Genomic DNA, 17392 nt, shown 5'->3' with positions numbered 1-17392 from the left:
GAACTTTAGAATTATTTTGCTTTCTTTTGTTCGTCAAACGTTTTTAAGATACCTTCACGTGAAAGAATGTTGTGAACTGTATCAGTTGGTTTAGCACCGTCTTTTAACCATTTAAGTGCTAATTCTTCATTAATTGTAACCTCAGGTGCATTCACTGCTGCTGGGTTGTAAGTACCGATTTGCTCGATGATACGACCATCACGTGGTGAACGAGCATCTGCAACTACGATACGGTAGAATGGATTTCTTTTTGAACCTAAACGTGTTAAACGAATTTTAACTGCCATTTATAATACGCTCCTTTAAATTTTCAATAGTTTTGTTATCTACAAGAAATTATAATAACAGGCTTTCGAGACTTTGTAAAGAGAAAATACTTTACCAATTAAAAAATTTGTTACGCCGATAGATATCATAATGCTTTTCATCGAGCCCAAATGGTTTTCGACGTATAGCGACATAAAAAGAAATAGCACTACGGCCTCTCTCCGTAGCACTACTCCTTATACATCCTAAAATGGCAAATTCATACCTTTTAGCATATTTTGCATTTGACTTTGTTTACCTTTTTTACCTTTAGCACCGCCAGTAAATTGTTTCATCATCTTTTTCATATCATTAAATTGTTTCAATAAGCGGTTGACTTCTTGTAATGAACGCCCTGATCCTGCAGCGATACGACGTTTGCGTGAGATATTGAGTTTCGCGGGATTTTCACGCTCTGCAGGTGTCATGGATTGAATGATCGCTTTAATGTGATCAATTTGTTTATCGCTCATTTTTAAATTGTTGATACCTTTCATTTTATTCATGCCAGGTATCATTTTCATAATATCATCTAAAGGTCCTAAGTTTTTCACTTGATCTAGTTGTTCTAAGAAATCTTCCAACGTAAATGATGAATCGCGCATTTTCTTTTCTAAATCTTTTGCTTTTGATTCATCTACATCTTGTTGGGCTTTTTCAATAAGACTTAATACATCACCCATGCCTAGAATACGCGATGCCATACGTTCTGGATGGAACAATTCTAAGCCATCCATTTTTTCACTCATACCTACAAACTTAATTGGTTTTTGTGTGACAGCACGAATTGAAAGTGCAGCCCCACCACGTGTATCCCCATCAAGTTTTGTAAGTGTCACCCCTGTGACATCGAGCTGTTTGTCAAAAGAATCTGCGACATTGACAGCATCTTGACCTGTCATCGCATCAACGACTAACATAATTTCGTCAGGTTTAGAAATTTCTTTCACTTCTTGAAGCTCATTCATTAATGCTTCATCAATGTGTAAACGACCTGCAGTATCGATAATGACAAAATCAAGATGTTCCTCTTTGGCATGCTTTAATGCATTTTCAACAATTTGTTGTGGCGGTACTTGATCACCTTCAGAATATACTGGAATGTCAATTTGTTTACCTACCGTTTGTAATTGATTAATCGCAGCTGGACGGTAAATATCACCCGCAACAAGTAACGGTTTTTTATTGTATTTTTTACGCATAAGTAGTGCAAGCTTACCCGCAGTTGTTGTTTTACCTGCACCTTGTAAACCAACCATCATAATCACAGTTGGAGGTTTTTTAGCCATATTAATACGACTATTATCGCCACCCATTAATGTTGTCAATTCTTCTTGAACGATTTTAATCACTTGTTGTCCTGGTGTTAATGATTTCATTACGTCAGAACCAAGTGCACGTTCAGATACAGTATTGACGAAGTTTTTAACTACTTTGAAGTTAACATCGGCTTCAAGTAATGCAAGTCGTACTTCTCGCATCATTAACTTGATGTCTGCTTCTGTCACTTTACCTTTACCTTTTATTTTCTGCATCGTCTCTTGCAGTCGATCGGATAACCCTTCAAACGCCATAAAGTGACCCTCCTTATTCTAAGTCTTCTAATTCTTTAATATAATGCTTTAATGTTTCAGGTTGTTCAAGCGATTGTTTCATTAATTGATAGAGTTCTTGACGGCGTGTGAAACGTCGATATAACCCTAGTTTCGTTTCATAATCTTCTACTAAGTCGCCAGTTCTTCTTATATTATCATAAACGGCTTGACGACTCACATCAAACGTTTCTGCGATTTCACTTAATGCATAATCTTCTAAATAAAATAAGCGTAAATAATTGCGCTGTTTTTCAGTTAGCAAGGATTGATAAAAATCAAATAAGTAATTCATACGAATTGTTTTAATTAAATCATTGTCGCTCATCCGTTACGTCACCATTTTCATCTGTCGTTACACTTTCTTCAATCATATCAGCAAACAGGCCATATACATAACTTTCCGCGTTGAATGGTTGTAAATCATCTAACTTCTCACCTAGACCAACATATTTTACCGGAATGTGTAACTCGTTTCGAATCGCAAGCACAATACCACCTTTAGCTGTTCCGTCTAGTTTTGTTAATACGATACCTGTGACGTCTGTGACTTCTTTAAACGCTTTGGCTTGCGCTAAGGCATTTTGACCTGTAGTCGCATCTAAGCATAATAAAACTTCATGTGGTGCTTCAGGAATCGAGCGTCCTATCACACGTTTCACTTTCTGAAGCTCATTCATTAAGTTTTGTTTATTTTGTAAACGACCTGCTGTATCACAAATTAAAATATCTACACCTTTATTTTTAGCCGCATTAATGGCATCATACATGACTGCTGCAGGATCAGATCCTTCTTTTTGACGAATCACTTCAACGCCTACACGGTCTCCCCATACTTGAAGTTGCTCAATAGCTCCAGCACGGAATGTATCGCCAGCAGCAAGCATGACTTTTTTACCTTGTGCTTGGTAACGGTGTGCAAGTTTACCAATCGTCGTTGTTTTCCCTACACCATTAACGCCCACCATTAAAATTACATTTAAACGTTCATCTTCTAAATTCATTTCTTCAGATTTATCGTCTTCTTGATGATAGATTTCTACCATTTTTTCAACGATTGTTTCACGTAAATCTTCAGTCTCTGTCACATTACGACGTTTGGCTTCCATACGCAACTCATCAACGAGTTCCATTACCGTATTGAAACCAACGTCTGCCTGAATAAGCATTTCTTCTAATGCCTCAAAAAAGTCTTCATCTACGGTACGATAATGTGCAATTAAATTGTTCAATTGCGTTTGGAAATTTTCACGTGATTTCTCTAATCCATCACGGAACTTGGCTCCTATTTTTTGAGCTTCAAGTTCTTCAAATTCCTCAATAGACATCAGTCCATCATCTTCGAAATCATCATCCCAACTTTGATCTTTCCAATCAATTTCGTTTGCTTTTAACTTTTTCTTTTTGGGCGATGGTTCATTTAGGTTTGAAGTTTCAGATTGCGTAGGATGTGTTTGCATGTGCGTATTTTCAGTTTGACTCGGACGCGTTTCCACTTGACGTTCGAAATCTTGATTCTCATCACGCCATTCTACTTCCTCGTGTCCTTCATTTTTACGCTCGGATTCAAAATCATCCATTTTCCCAAAATCTTTTTCAATATCTTGTCCACTAAATTTGTCTTTGAGTCGTTTAAAAAAGCTCATTTAGCTTTGTTCCTCCTTCATGACATCATCAATTGTATTTAAATTGACACTTACCAGTCTTGAAACACCTAATTCTTGCATTGTCACACCATATAGTCGGTCACACTTTTCCATCGTTCCTTTACGGTGCGTAATGACAATAAACTGCGTTTCATGTGATAAATCCCGTAAAAATTGCGCATAACGTACGACATTGGCTTCATCTAATGCCGCTTCCACTTCATCCAGTATAACAAATGGCGCAGATCTCACCTTTAAAATTGCGAAAAGTAAGGCGATTGCACTTAACGCACGTTCACCACCACTTAATAATGAAAGATGTTGTAATTTTTTCCCAGGTGGTTGTACCTTTATTTCTACCCCTGCAGTTAAATAATCATCATCAGTTAAACTTAATGTAGCTTCACCGCCACCAAATAAAGCTTTAAACACGTCTGAAAAATGTTTTTGAACCGCATGAAATGTTGTACTGAAACGTTCTGTCACTTCTGCATCCATTTCTGCAATAATCTGTTCGAGTGTCGTTTTGGCTTCTCTCAAATCTTTCTGTTGCGTAGATAAAAACGTATACCGTTCATTAACTTCTTCAAATTGTTCAATCGCATTTAAATTGACCGGTCCTAATTCGTCTATCGTCATTTGAGTGAGTTTTACCTTTTGGCGCAATGCAGAAATCTCTTCCTCTTTAGATGCATAATGCGTTTCTGCATATTGGAACGTCATATGATATTTTTCATCTAAGTGTGTTAATGCATGATCAATCAAAACGTCTAACCTTGATTGTGCTGATTTAATATCTTGATATTGATTTTCAATATTTAACAATTGTTGATGAATATCTTCTAACGCTTTTTCATTTGATTCAATTAAATGTTCCGTCTCTAAACGATGTTGACGTAACTGATCTTGTTGCTCATTTAACGATTGCTTCTCATTTTGAAAAGCGTTAATTTTTTCCTCTAACGCTGACAATGTCGCATCATCGTTACCATCTTCAGAATTGATAAGTTCATATTGTTCTTGGAGTTTTTGTAGTTGTGCAGTCACTGTTTCATTTTCTTGATCTAATCTTTTTTGTTCTCCAAGTTGGGCTTTTAAGCGCTCTTTAATCACCGCTAAGTCTGATTGCTTTTGATGCAGCGTCTGTTGTAACGTCGATTGTTTTTCCTTATCTTCTTTCGATTGGTTGGATAAAGCTTGAATTTGAGTGTTGAGTGCTTCAAGTTTTGAAGCTAACGCCGCGTGTTCATTTTGTTTTGATTGAAGTGTAGCTTCACTATTATCTCTTTGATAACCATCATTCATTTCGAATTCAAATTCTTCATGTTCTGCTTTAAGACGTTGTTCAATTTCTTGATGACGGTCTTGTTCTAAAGATAAATCATGAATCGCATGTTTTAAATGATTGTGTTGCTGTTGCACCTTAACATATGCATCGCTCAATTCATTTTGTTGCTTCTTATAATTTTGGCAACGTGTCTCAAGTTCTTGAGTTTGCGTAGTATAGGTCTCTAACTGTGATTCAAGACGTTGAATGTCTTGCTTTTGACTTAAAATAGATTGCTTTTGTTGTGTACCCCCACCAGTCATAGATCCACCTGGGTTAACGACATCACCTTCTAATGTCACAATTCGTATTTTGTAATGTATTGCTTTCGCTATCGCATTGGCATGTGCAATGGTATCAGCAATAATAGTGCGTCCTAATAAATTTTGAATAACGTTTTGATATTGTTTATCCGTTTTCACTGCGTCACTTGCAACCGTTATAAACCCTTCCAAAGAAGATGCTTCTTTAATTAATGACGGTTCAATGTGTTTAGGTTTAATGACAGATAATGGTAAAAATGTTGCACGGCCGGCTTTCTTTTGTTTTAAAAATTGAATCGCGCTACGTGCCACTTTCTCATCATCCACAATAACGTGTTGCATTGTAGCACCTAAAGCCGTTTCAATTGCAACAGTCATATTTGAAGGTACATCAATATTTTGTGCCACCGCGCCATGAATACCTTCAAGATGGGTGGTATTTAATATCGCTTTGACACCTTGATAATAAAAAGCCATTTCATTATCACGCATGCGTAAACCTTCTATACGTGATTTTAATTGATCCGTGTATCGATAGGCTTGATATAATTTATCCTCAGACGCTTTATGCTCAGCCTTTATTTCTGATAATTGAGCTTCAAGCGCTTTATTTTGTTTTGCCACCGCTTCAAGTTGCGTTTCTTTTTCGCGCTTTTGAATGTCTATTTCAGAAATATGTTGTTGTGCTTCTTTTAATTGTTTATAAGCTTCAGTTAATCTCGAATCTAAACGTGATTGTTTTAATTTATGTTCTTCTATCGTACGCTCTAAAAAACGAATATCATTATTGACTTCTGATTGTTTAGACATACAAGCATAGTAGTCATCTTTTAAAGCTTCTAACGTTTCTTCATGATTTTCATCACTTTTTTCAAATGCGACTTCAAGTTCATGAATCTCAGTAGCAAGTGTTTGTTTTTGTTGTTTTAATTGCACTATTGTTTTATCCACTTCATCACGTTGTGCAAGCAATTGTTTTTGATGATGATTTAAACTGTCTTGTTCTTCTTCAATACGTGCATTCGTTTGAGATTGATTTTTTTGACGTTCCTCAATCAATTTATATTGACCTGTAACTTTTTCTACACTTTCAGTAACTTGAATTAAGTGATGATTTAACGTTTCAAGTTTTTGATCTATTTGGTGACGTTCACCTTTCGTCTTTTGAATCGTTCTTGATACGTCTGACTTTTTCGATTGAATGGACGCTTGTTCACTTTGTAGGTCATTTAATGCTTGGTCGTGGGTACGAATTTGAGATTGATAAGACTGAATATCGGACACTGTGACTTTTATATCACTTTCTTTTAATGTCTCCGATAATTGAAGATATTCTTTTGCGATTGCTGCTTCTTCTTTTAAAGGTTCTACACGCCCTTCAAGATTATATAAAATATCTTCTACCCGATTTAAATTATCTTCAGTTTGTCCCAATTTCTCTTCGGAAGCTGCTTTCCGTTTTTTATATTTTAATACCCCAGCAGATTCTTCAATAATTTGACGACGATCAATTGGCTTCGCATTTAATACTTCATCTACACGTCCTTGTGAAATGATGCTTAATGCTTCTTTTCCTAAACCAGAGTCTAAAAATAACTCCACGACATCTTTTAATCTTTGACGTTCATTATTAATGAAAAACGCACTTTCGCCACTGCGATATAAACGGCGCGTTACCACAACATGCTCTGCATCATAATTGAGTAAACCTTTTTGATTATCTAAACTTAATTGAACTTCTGCAAAATTTTGTGCATTACGATGTTTAGCACCCGAAAAAATGACATCTTCCATTTTACTACCACGTAGAGATTTCGCTGATTGTTCACCGAGTACCCATTTAATTGCATCTGTAATATTACTTTTACCACTACCATTTGGCCCTACAATTGCAGTAACACCTTTATCGAATTGAACTTGTGTTGGTTCTGCAAAAGATTTAAAGCCAACGACATCAATAGATTTTAAATAAACCATATGTTACTCCTTATTTGACAGTTGTAGTAACGCTTTTTCTGCTGCTTTTTGTTCAGATTCTTTTTTCGTACGCCCCACACCAGACGCCACAGCTTCATTATCTAAAAGTACTTCTGACGTAAATTGACGATGATGCGCAGGACCATCTTCTTTGATCATGCGATAGGATACTGAACTTCGCAACGTTTGATGTGCCATTTCTTGAAGTTGTGTTTTAAAATCAACAACACCACTCAATGCATTATCTTCAACATATGGGAAAATAATGGCATTCGCAAAGCGTTCAACAACTTCAAGACCTTGATCTAAATAAAGTGCGCCTACAAAGGCTTCAAACGCATCTGCAATTAATGAAGGTCGCGTACGCCCACCTGTTTTCTCTTCACCTTTTCCTAACAGAATGAGTTGATTCAGATTAATTTTATTCGCAAATATTACAAGTGATGGTTCACACACGATTGTTGCACGCATTTTTGTTAGGTCACCCTCAGGAACATCAGGGTATTTCTCATATAAAAAGCGTGATACCGTCAATTCTAATACTGCGTCTCCTAAAAATTCCAAACGTTCATTATGACTTAAGCGTTCCATATTGAAGTCATTAATAAAACTCGAATGTGAAAAAGCTTGTTGATATATATCTAAATTACGAAAGGGTAAATCAAGTTCTTTCATTTTTAATTTAAAGTTATGTTCAAAAGCTTTAATCAGCGTTTGTTTTCGTAATTTCGCCATTCAGTTTCCTCCATTTAATTCACATTTCTACTAAAGATTTGATGTAGTTGGATTGCCTTATAAATGATTAGTAAAAAATCTGAGTCGAGAACACGACTCAGATGAAAAGAATTATTTTTCAAGTGTATTAATGTAATTCACAGCGTCTCCAACTGTGTTGATTTTTTCAGCTTCTTCATCAGGAATCTCTGTACCGAATTCATCTTCTAATTCCATTACTAATTCCGCAATGTCAAGTGAATCTGCGCCTAAATCATCTTTGAATGAAGCATCTTCAGTTACCTTGTCAGCATCAACGCCTAAACGGTCAACGATGATATCTTTTACTTTATCGAAGTTTTCCACAGTGTTTCACCTCCTTTAAAAAGTCGATGTACTTCATCGAATTGTGTGTCACATAACGTGACGGTATCACAAATTCAAGAAATACTAGACTTTTTTATTTTGCCATTTTATCTCCATAAATACAACCATTCTCATGCAAAAACTACTGTATTTTAACGATGTTTCATCAATTTAAAAGTGATGATACCTACGAGGGTTTCAGCATTCATTTTTCTGAATGATTGTTCGTTAATCATTGAGAGGTTGCATATCGCATCATGCATTGAATGTTCTCGTAAAACTTAAATACATGATGCGGAACTTAAGTGAACCTCAATTACTCCATGTGCATACCACCATTCACATGGATAGTTTGGCCTGTAATGTATTTCGCTTTATCAGATGCTAAAAAGGCAACAGTATGAGCGATATCTGTATCTTCACCGAAATGACCTAAAGGAATTTGTGATTTCATACCTTCTTTTAAGTCATCGTTCAAAGCATTTGTCATGTCAGAAACGATGAATCCTGGTGCAACAGCATTCACTGTAATATGGCGTGAAGCAAGTTCACGTGCTGCAGTTTTCGTCATACCAATCACACCCGCCTTTGAAGCAACGTAATTAATTTGACCTGGGTTACCTACTGCACCGACGATACTTGTTAAGTTAATGATACGTCCACCTTTTTGGCGTAACATTTGAGGTGTCACTTTTTGAATACAGTTAAACACACCTTTTAAGTTTGTATCAATAACATCATCCCATTCTTGTTCTTTCATACGCATTAATAGGTTGTCACGCGTAATTCCTGCATTATTGACTAAAACATCGACTGAACCAAATTGGCTAACGACTTCTTTAATCATTGCTTTAACTTCATCAGGGTTCGCAACATTCGCTTGAATAGCAAATGCTTCAACACCCTTTTCTTTAATGCTCTCTACGACTTGTTCTGCTTTTTCTTTGTTGCCTGCATAGTTAACTGCAACGTTAAATCCTTCTTCAGCTAATTGTAATGCGATACTGCGTCCGATACCTCTTGACGCGCCTGTTACTAATGCTACTTTAGTCATGTTTTAACCATTCCTTTACATCTTCGAGCGTTTGAATCGAAGTTAATTTGATATCTCTGTTTATTTTTTTAACTAAACCAGATAAAACTTTACCCGGTCCGATTTCTACGAAGTGATCTGCACCTTGTGCAATCAACCATTCCACAGATTCGATAAATTGAACCGGTGAGTACAACTGTTCAATCATATGTTGATGAATTGTCTCAGCATTTTGTTCACCTTGCGCATGCACATTTTGAACGACAGGAACCGTTGCATCTGACCATTCAAACGTTGACGTATAGGCTTCGAAATCTTTTTCAATTACTTTCATCATTGATGAATGAAAAGGTCCTGAAACTTGAAGCGGCATCACGCGTTTTGCGCCTAATGCTTTACCATTTTCGACGAATTCATCAATTTTTGATTTATGCCCAGACACAACAATCTGACCTGGGCAATTAATATTTGCCGGTTCAACAATGGCTTCCTCTGTAGAAAGATCATTACAAATGGCTTTCACTTCATCGTAAGAAAGCCCGAGTACAGCGGCCATACTTCCAACACCATCTGGAAACGCTTTAGCCATTAATTCACCACGACGACGTACAATTTTTACAGCATCCTCAAATTTTAATACGCCACTCATAACAAGGCTTGAGTACTCGCCTAAACTATGACCAATGGTGAAATCTGCTTGCGGGCGTCCCATGGCTTCATATAATGCCATACTATGCGTAAGTAGTGCGGGCTGTGTATTTTCAGTTTGACCTAACACACCATGTTCATCTTTAAACATTGTTTGGAGTAAATCAAAATCGACACTTGCTTGTGCTTGATCTAAGATCTGTGTCGCACGTGGATCTGCTTGATATAAATCTGCAGCCATACCTACTTTTTGCGCACCTTGACCTGGAAACATAAATACCGTTTTACTCATCTTTTTCTCCTACCTTTTCACGCATAATGTCCACAATTTTGGTGTCACTTGCAATTTTAGCTTGTCTAATTGCAGAGTAGAACGCTTTTGCGTTAGAACTACCATGTGCTTTTACAACAACACCATCTAAACCTAATAGTACAGAACCACCATACTCTGAATAATCAAGTTGTTTTGCGATGGCTTTAATATCTTTTTTCATAATAAGAAGTGCGATTTTATTTTTAAATTTAGACATTAATGTCCCTTTAATAATTTTGCCAAATGACTTCGCAATACCTTCTAAATTTTTCAGAATCATATTACCAGTGTAACCATCTGTAACAATCACATCTGCATCATCTTCCAAGATAGATTTAGCTTCAATGTTCCCTACAAAATGAAGCGTATCAGAATCTTTTAATAATGCGTATGCCTGTTTCGTTAAGCTATTTCCTTTTTGAGCTTCTGTACCAATGTTAAGTAAAGCGACACGTGGTTGTTCAATATTACGCACATTTTGCGCATAAATATGACCTAAGATTGCATTTTGATATAAGTGTTCTGCTTTTGCATCGGCATTTGCACCAACATCTAAGAAGACTACACCATTACCTTTTACAGTTGGTAACGTAACGACTAAAGCAGGTCTTGATACGCCAGGTAAACGTCCAACAATAAATAATCCAGCAGACATCAATGCGCCTGTATTCCCAGCAGATACACATGCTGTTGCTTCTCCATTTTTAACAGCTTCAGCCATTTTTACCATAGAACTATCTTTTTTTCGTTTAATCGCTCGAACGGGCTCATCTTCCATTGAAATAGCTTCTGTTGTATGACGCACATGTACACGTGGATGATTTATCGTACATTGTGCTTGATCACCAAATAATAAAATCTCTAAATCATCAAAGTCATTCACTGCTTTTTCAACTGCTTCTAACACGATATCAGGTGCGTCGTCTCCACCCATCATATCTACAGCAATTTTAATCATGTTATTCATCCTCACTTATGTAATACATTTTAAAAATTCCTTCAAAAACTTTTGTATTATGAACGTACGAGCGTACAGTCATTTCATAATATTTATCATCATGATATTCAACGTGTGCTTCAGCAATCACAACATCACCTAAATAAACAGGTTTTACAAAGTGAATGTGACTCTCTTTTGTCAGTACAGATTCATGTTGAATCAATGCCACACAAAGAGAATTCGCTTGCGCAAAGACCACGTGACCTCTCGCAACACGATTGCGCGTAAAAACATCATGTTTCGTAATCGTATATACTGACTTGGCATATTGATTTGCTTCGAGTGCGACAACATCACCTATAATATCTTGATTCTCTAATGAACTAATATTTTCATACTGATCTTTAGCAACACGTTTAACACGTTCTCTTAGTTCAGGGATGTTGAGCTGACTTCTATCGAGACGAATGGTTTGAATACTCACTTCATACATGTCACTCAATGCTTGATCAGTAATAAAGGGGTTTTGTTCTATTGTTTTTTGAATCATTTCCCGTCGTTCATTTTTCGTTCTTTTCATGTTTATGCCACCCCTATTTAGTACCAAGTCTTAATGAACTCAATACCATTCTACCATGCATCTAGAGAACTTCAAAATAATTTAATACAGTAATTTTACAGTATATCTTTACACCTTAACGGTTCGATAACTTATGCATTATGAAAATATAGGCTTTTAATCACCATTGTTTTAGACCATTTGTTAAAGGAAACTATGGATAATAGTAAAAAAGCATTAAGTACGGTTTCTCACGTCTTAATGCTCAGAATGTTACATTTAATCAAAGCGTTGATGTAACATATTATCTTCTATAAACGAACGTAATTTATCAAATTGCGATGTAAAAAACACACCGCTTTGAATCAATTCTGCCGCTTCGTCTCTTGCCACTTCAAGCATTCGATAATCCTCAACGATGTTGCCAACTAGAAAATCTGGAAGTCCACTTTGTTTCACTCCAAAAAAGTCTCCCGGACCACGCATCTCTAGATCTCGCTCACTCAATTCGAATCCATCCGTCGTTTGTGTCATAATTTGCATACGTTCAATACCTGTCTCAGTTTTGGGTGAGGCTATCAATACACAGTAACTTTGATGTTCACTTCGACCGACACGTCCTCGTAATTGATGCAATGTCGACAGGCCAAATCTATCAGCATCGTATATCATCATAAAAGTTGCATTTGGAACGTTTACTCCTACTTCTACAACAGTTGTTGCAACAAGTACATCTATATCATGCGCACTAAATTGATGCATGACCTGATCTTTTTCATCTGAAGTCACCTTACCGTGTAAGATTCCAATTCGCGCTTCAGGTAATTGTATTTTTAAATCGTCATAGAGTGCAATCACATTTTGTACATCTTCAAGATGCTCAGAACTTTCAATAAGTGGTGAGATAACGTAGGCTTGACGTCCTTTTTTCAATTCATTGTTAAGTTGACTTAAAACTTGTTCATAGGCTTCATGTTTAGCCCAATAAGTTTGAATGGGTTTTCGTCCTTTTGGTAAATGTTTGATAGATGATACGTCCATTTCACCAAAAACGGAGATTGCCAACGTTCTTGGAATCGGTGTAGCCGTCATAAAGAGCACATTGCTTAATGCTCCTTTCTCACGTAACTTTTGTCGTTGTTCAACACCAAACCGATGTTGCTCATCTGTAATGACAAGTCCAACATTATGAAAGACAACGTCATCTTGTATGAGTGCATGCGTTCCAATAACGCAATCAATCTCACCTTGTGCCAATTGTTCAAGTAATAATCGTCTCTTTTTACCTTTAACGGAACCTGTTAATAATGCAACGTTCATTTTGTCACCAAACAATTGCGCTAAACTTTCTGCATGTTGTTCGGCCAGTATTTCTGTAGGTACCATCAATGCAGATTGATAGCCAGCTGTTTTTAACGCATACATACATATTGCAGCAACGACTGTTTTACCAGATCCTACATCTCCTTGTAGTAATCGATGCATGCGTATAGGCGCTTTTAAGTCTCTAAAAATTTCATTGACACTTGTTTTTTGACCTTCTGTTAATTCAAATGGCAGCCCGTCGATAAATCGTTTAACATCATCCAGATTATAATCGACTTCTACCGCTTGATCTGACGCTTTTTCAAGACGATTTAACCATTGCATGCGTAATTCAAACATAAAAAATTCAGTAAATGCAAATGTCCGGCGTGCTTTTAGCAATGATTGCTTATCTTTAGCTTGATGCAAAGCATTTATAGTATCATTTAATGTTTCTAATTTATATTTTTTGCGTAAATCGCTAGGTAGCCACTCATGAATCGTCACGTCTTTTAAGGTTTTCTGAATCATGTCGTTAAGCGGTTTTTGTTTCAATCCTTCTTTCACGCGATAAATAGGAGTGAATTGTGCCGCTTCTACTTGAGATAGATCAAACATCATTTTAGTGCCGTTAATCTCTTGTTTATGTTTGAGCCATTTGCCTTTAATCACGACAGGTTGATGTAGTTGAATGTTCTTTTTAAGATAAGGTTGATTAAAAAACACAACTTTCACTGCAATGCCGTTAATCATGACGTGTACTGTTAGTTTAGATTTATTACGTCCAAAAAAAGCGACAGTTGGCGAGGAATAGACCTCACCTTGTACTGTCACTGTAGATTCATTATCAGCGTCATTTAAATCAACAAGTGAATTATCTTCATAACGCGTTGGCAAATGAAGTATTAAGTCTTGTATACTCCATATATTCATTTCATTAAGAATTTGAAGCCGTTTCGGCCCCAACCCTTTGATGTCCTTTAACTCATAAGGATTTTCAATGAGGTTTACTTTTGTCATATTAATCACCAAAGATTTGTTGTTTGAGGCGTTGACCTGTAGGCGTACCTGCAAGGCCACCACGTCCTGTTTCACGTAATGCAGACGGCATCGTTTGCCCAATACGATACATCGCATCTATGACTTCATCCGTTGGAATACGTGATTCAATACCGGCTAACGCCATATCAGCTGAAACGATAGCATTGGAAGCACCAGCAGCATTTCGTTTAACACATGGAACTTCAACCAATCCTGCGACTGGGTCACATACTAAGCCCAGCATATTTTTCATGCAAATCGCAAAACCTTCTGCAGATTGTCTTGGTGTACCGCCCGCAGCTTCAACTACTGCGGCAGCTGCCATCGCTGCTGCAGAACCCACTTCAGCTTGACAACCGCCAGCAGCACCAGAAATCGACGCATTGTTGGCTACTACAAATCCAAACGCCCCTGATGTTAATAAAAAGTTTAACATATCTGTACGTGAAAGTTGTAATTTATCCTTTAATGCAAATAACACCCCTGGCACTACACCAGCTGATCCGGCTGTTGGTGTCGCACATATTTTCCCCATCGCTGCATTGACTTCATTTGTCGCAACCGCTTTACTAACTGCATCAAGTAACGTATCTCCAGCGATAGAACCACCGCTTTCAATGTACTGTTTCATTAATACTGCGTCACCGCCAGTTAAGCCTGTTTTTGAAGTGACACCATTGATACCTTCTTCAACAGCATTTTCCATCGTTTCTAAGTTTTTATTCATATGAGCATAGACTTCTTCTTTTGTTAAACCCGTAACGGCCATTTCTTGCTCCATCATCACTTCATAAATCGCTTTATCTTCAGCTTCACATTTAGCGATTAGTTCTTTAACATTTTTAAACATGCTATCCCCTCCATCATTTACGCATCACCCATTAAGGAGACTGTTACTACACCAGGTACTTGACGAATTTCATTTAAAATTGCTTCACTTATATCTTCATCAAGTTCACATGTCATCAGTGCTTGGTCACCTTTTTCTTTACGTGCCACTTGCATACTACCAACGTTGATACTATGATCACCAATGATATTTGCCACTTTACCAATCGTACCAAATGTATCCTGATGAAAAACGAGTAATGTTGGATAATTGCCACTTATTGCTAATTTAAAACCGTTAATGGCAACAATTTCAATTTTACCGCCACCAATAGAGACACCTTCAACCGATATATGATGGTCACCATCAATCATATCAATAATCGCTGTATTCGGGTGTGCCCGCTCTTCCGCCATTTCAATGAAATTGATACGCATACCTTCTGCTTTTGCTGTTTCAAGACTGCTTTCGATACGACTATCGTCCGTATCATAACCTAAAAGTCCACCAACAAGTGCAACATCGGTACCGTGTCCACGATATGTTTCCATAAATGAACCATATAAATAAATATCTGCTTGCTGTGGTTGCTTGCCAAATAAATCTCTTGCAACGAGACCTATACGCACAGCACCAGCTGTATGAGAAGACGATGGGCCAACCATCGTAGGACCTATAATGTCAAAAACACTTTTATATTTCATCATTTCATTCCCCCTAGTTGCAAATTAATGCAAGACATTCACATTATAACAAGCATTTTCATGTATTGAAATATTGTGATATTGATTACAAATGCGCATATATTATTCCAAAAAAATCACAGGTTAATGGTTTATACCCATATCCTGTGACTTTAAAAAATTTATTCAACTGAGAAAAAATAAGGATAGATTGGTTGTTGACCTTGTTGAATTTCAACTTCCACATCTTCATAGTTCGACTCCATATAGGATTCAATCCATTCTGTTTGTGCTTCAGTTGCTTCTTCACCAACGATAATCGTTAAAATTTCGCTATCTTCATCTAACATTTTGTCTAATGTTTTCTGTAACGTCACGTGAACATCCTTATCACTTACAACAATCTTATCTTCAACTAAGCCCATAAACGCATCTTTTTCGATAGTAATACCGTCAATTTTAGTATCACGTACCGCATACGTAATCGACCCAGACTTCACATCTTCTAATGCTGACGTCATTACGTCTTGATTTTGTTTTAAATCAACCGTACTGTCGTAATTGAACATCGCCGTAATACCTTGTGGAATGGTTTTTGTAGGTACAACCACTGCTTCAACATCAACAATTTCAGCAGCTTGTTGACTTGCCATTTGAATATTTTTGTTATTAGGTAAAATAATTGCACGTTTACAACCACTTTGTTCAATAACTTTCACAATGTCTTCAGTAGAAGGATTCATAGTTTGTCCGCCACTAATCACATGCGTGGCACCCATCGATTTGAATAGTTTTGTAATGCCATCGCCCATTGAAATTGTAATAATAGCTGTTTCAACTGGTTCATTTGACTCTGCCTCGGCATCATTAGCTTTAGCAGCTTCTTTACGTAAAACTTCACGATGTTGTTCACGCATATTTTCAGCTTTAACTTTAATTAATTCACCATACTTTTGGCCGAACGTGAATACCTCACCTGGTGTTTCAGTATGAACGTGGACTTTAACAATTTCATCGTCACTAATCACAAGTAAAGAATCACCGAACTGACTCATGTCATCTCTAAATGTAGTTTCATCAAATTTTGCTTTTCCTGGTAAAAAGCGCACCATCATTTCAGTACAATAACCGTAAACGATATCCTCGGTATTAATGACACCATGGAAGTCATGTTCATCATTAAAAAATGCTTCTTTATCAACGCTAGGTGCTTTCTTTTCAATTTTTTCGCCTTTCATGGCCATCAAGAAACCTTCATAAACAAGTGTTAAGCCTTTACCCCCACTATCAACAACGCCAACTTCTTTTAAAACCGGGAGTAGATTTGGCGTATTTTCAAGTGACTTTAACGCTGCTTCATAGACATGTTCCATAATTTCTAAACAGTTATCTGTATCATTTAATTTTTCTGTCGCAGCGTGCGCAGCATCTTTAGCCACTGTTAAAATAGTACCTTCAACAGGTTTCATGACTGCTTTATATGCTGTGTTAACACCGGCTTCGAAACTTTTAACAAAGCCTTGCGCATCAATTTCTTTTTCATTTTCTAATGCTTTAGAAAATCCTCTAAAAATTTGTGACAGAATAACACCTGAATTACCACGTGCGCCCATCAATAAACCTTTAGAAAATGTCTTACCTAATTCCCCGATATGGTGCGTAGGATTGTTTTGAACTTCTTCTCTACCTGACGTCATTGAAAGATTCATATTCGTTCCTGTATCCCCGTCTGGAACTGGATATACATTCAATGCATCTACCATATCCGCATTATTAGATAAATTTTGTGCTCCCTGTATAATCATTTCGGCAAATAAATCACCGTTGATTTTCGTAACCATCCGAATGTC

Annotated in this window: 15 protein-coding genes; all 15 read right to left on the bottom strand. The window is 36.9% G+C overall.

The window, feature by feature from the left end; genetic code table 11:
- Positions 1-11: 11 nt before the first annotated feature.
- The 15 genes from rpsP to fakA all read right to left on the bottom strand — a co-directional run bounded on the left by rpsP (position 12) and on the right by fakA (position 17383).
- Positions 12-287, bottom strand: coding sequence for a 30S ribosomal protein S16 (gene rpsP / locus CD172_RS09015; RefSeq protein ID WP_037564718.1), 276 nt, complete (start codon positions 285-287; stop codon positions 12-14).
- 225 nt (positions 288-512) lie between these two features.
- On the bottom strand, positions 513-1880 hold the full coding sequence (ffh, locus tag CD172_RS09010) for a signal recognition particle protein (protein ID WP_103346153.1): 1368 nt from the start codon (positions 1878-1880) through the stop codon (positions 513-515).
- Positions 1881-1893: 13 nt separating this feature from the next.
- Positions 1894-2226: a putative DNA-binding protein gene (locus tag CD172_RS09005; RefSeq protein ID WP_037564722.1), complete on the bottom strand. Its 333-nt coding sequence runs from the start codon at positions 2224-2226 to the stop codon at positions 1894-1896.
- Positions 2213-3544: a signal recognition particle-docking protein FtsY gene (ftsY, locus tag CD172_RS09000; RefSeq protein ID WP_103346152.1), complete on the bottom strand. Its 1332-nt coding sequence runs from the start codon at positions 3542-3544 to the stop codon at positions 2213-2215. Before ftsY ends, CD172_RS09005 begins: the two co-directional genes overlap by 14 nt.
- Positions 3545-7111 carry a chromosome segregation protein SMC gene (gene smc, locus CD172_RS08995; RefSeq protein WP_103346151.1) on the bottom strand — a complete coding sequence of 1189 codons (3567 nt, stop codon included), beginning with the start codon at positions 7109-7111 and terminating at the stop codon, positions 3545-3547. It abuts the gene before it with no gap.
- A gap of 3 nt (positions 7112-7114) precedes the next feature.
- On the bottom strand, positions 7115-7846 hold the full coding sequence (gene rnc, locus CD172_RS08990; protein ID WP_060550889.1) for a ribonuclease III: 732 nt from the start codon (positions 7844-7846) through the stop codon (positions 7115-7117).
- Positions 7847-7957: 111 nt separating this feature from the next.
- On the bottom strand, positions 7958-8191 hold the full coding sequence (locus CD172_RS08985) for an acyl carrier protein (RefSeq protein WP_019165520.1): 234 nt from the start codon (positions 8189-8191) through the stop codon (positions 7958-7960).
- A gap of 316 nt (positions 8192-8507) precedes the next feature.
- Positions 8508-9245, bottom strand: a complete 738-nt coding sequence (fabG, locus tag CD172_RS08980) for a 3-oxoacyl-[acyl-carrier-protein] reductase (protein WP_060550888.1) — start codon at positions 9243-9245, stop codon at positions 8508-8510.
- Positions 9238-10164, bottom strand: a complete 927-nt coding sequence (fabD, locus tag CD172_RS08975) for an ACP S-malonyltransferase (protein WP_103346150.1) — start codon at positions 10162-10164, stop codon at positions 9238-9240. The genes fabG and fabD overlap by 8 nt, the downstream gene beginning before the upstream one ends.
- Positions 10157-11143 (bottom strand): phosphate acyltransferase PlsX, encoded by a 987-nt coding sequence (plsX, locus tag CD172_RS08970; RefSeq protein WP_103346149.1) that lies wholly within the window; start codon positions 11141-11143, stop codon positions 10157-10159. The genes fabD and plsX overlap by 8 nt, the downstream gene beginning before the upstream one ends.
- 1 nt (position 11144) lies before the next feature.
- The gene (gene fapR, locus CD172_RS08965; protein WP_060550885.1) at positions 11145-11705 is read right to left on the bottom strand and encodes a transcription factor FapR; all 561 of its coding nucleotides are present in this window, start codon (positions 11703-11705) and stop codon (positions 11145-11147) included.
- A 258-nt stretch (positions 11706-11963) separates the two neighbouring features.
- Positions 11964-14009: an ATP-dependent DNA helicase RecG gene (gene recG / locus CD172_RS08960; RefSeq protein ID WP_103346148.1), complete on the bottom strand. Its 2046-nt coding sequence runs from the start codon at positions 14007-14009 to the stop codon at positions 11964-11966.
- A gap of 1 nt (position 14010) precedes the next feature.
- Entirely contained in the window at positions 14011-14880 is an 870-nt protein-coding gene (sdaAA, locus tag CD172_RS08955) for an L-serine ammonia-lyase, iron-sulfur-dependent, subunit alpha (protein ID WP_103346147.1), read from the bottom strand.
- A 17-nt stretch (positions 14881-14897) separates the two neighbouring features.
- Complete coding sequence (sdaAB, locus tag CD172_RS08950; protein ID WP_060552470.1) at positions 14898-15563, bottom strand: L-serine ammonia-lyase, iron-sulfur-dependent subunit beta; 666 nt, start codon at positions 15561-15563, stop codon at positions 14898-14900.
- A gap of 161 nt (positions 15564-15724) precedes the next feature.
- A complete protein-coding gene (fakA, locus tag CD172_RS08945) occupies positions 15725-17383 on the bottom strand; it encodes a fatty acid kinase catalytic subunit FakA (protein ID WP_037564742.1) in 1659 nt (552 codons plus the stop codon).
- Positions 17384-17392: the final 9 nt, after the last annotated feature.

It is taken from the genome of Staphylococcus agnetis, from assembly GCF_002901865.1.
GTDB classification, from domain to species: domain Bacteria; phylum Bacillota; class Bacilli; order Staphylococcales; family Staphylococcaceae; genus Staphylococcus; species Staphylococcus agnetis.
The sequence above is the reverse complement of the archived record's forward strand: the minus strand, read 5'-3'. Positions and strand labels throughout refer to the sequence as shown.

What these genes read in the sequence shown, in the direction of transcription:
- sdaAA (WP_103346147.1), bottom strand. Translation starts at nt 14,880, where the DNA reads ATGTTTAAAAATGTTAAAGAACTAATCGCTAAATGTGAAGCTGAAGAT.
- fapR (WP_060550885.1), bottom strand. Translation starts at nt 11,705, where the DNA reads ATGAAAAGAACGAAAAATGAACGACGGGAAATGATTCAAAAAACAATA.
- plsX (WP_103346149.1), bottom strand. Translation starts at nt 11,143, where the DNA reads ATGATTAAAATTGCTGTAGATATGATGGGTGGAGACGACGCACCTGAT.
- sdaAB (WP_060552470.1), bottom strand. Translation starts at nt 15,563, where the DNA reads ATGAAATATAAAAGTGTTTTTGACATTATAGGTCCTACGATGGTTGGC.
- ffh (WP_103346153.1), bottom strand. Translation starts at nt 1,880, where the DNA reads ATGGCGTTTGAAGGGTTATCCGATCGACTGCAAGAGACGATGCAGAAA.
- fabG (WP_060550888.1), bottom strand. Translation starts at nt 9,245, where the DNA reads ATGACTAAAGTAGCATTAGTAACAGGCGCGTCAAGAGGTATCGGACGC.
- ftsY (WP_103346152.1), bottom strand. Translation starts at nt 3,544, where the DNA reads ATGAGCTTTTTTAAACGACTCAAAGACAAATTTAGTGGACAAGATATT.
- rnc (WP_060550889.1), bottom strand. Translation starts at nt 7,846, where the DNA reads ATGGCGAAATTACGAAAACAAACGCTGATTAAAGCTTTTGAACATAAC.
- fakA (WP_037564742.1), bottom strand. Translation starts at nt 17,383, where the DNA reads ATGGTTACGAAAATCAACGGTGATTTATTTGCCGAAATGATTATACAG.
- recG (WP_103346148.1), bottom strand. Translation starts at nt 14,009, where the DNA reads ATGACAAAAGTAAACCTCATTGAAAATCCTTATGAGTTAAAGGACATC.
- CD172_RS09005 (WP_037564722.1), bottom strand. Translation starts at nt 2,226, where the DNA reads ATGAGCGACAATGATTTAATTAAAACAATTCGTATGAATTACTTATTT.
- smc (WP_103346151.1), bottom strand. Translation starts at nt 7,111, where the DNA reads ATGGTTTATTTAAAATCTATTGATGTCGTTGGCTTTAAATCTTTTGCA.
- rpsP (WP_037564718.1), bottom strand. Translation starts at nt 287, where the DNA reads ATGGCAGTTAAAATTCGTTTAACACGTTTAGGTTCAAAAAGAAATCCA.
- fabD (WP_103346150.1), bottom strand. Translation starts at nt 10,164, where the DNA reads ATGAGTAAAACGGTATTTATGTTTCCAGGTCAAGGTGCGCAAAAAGTA.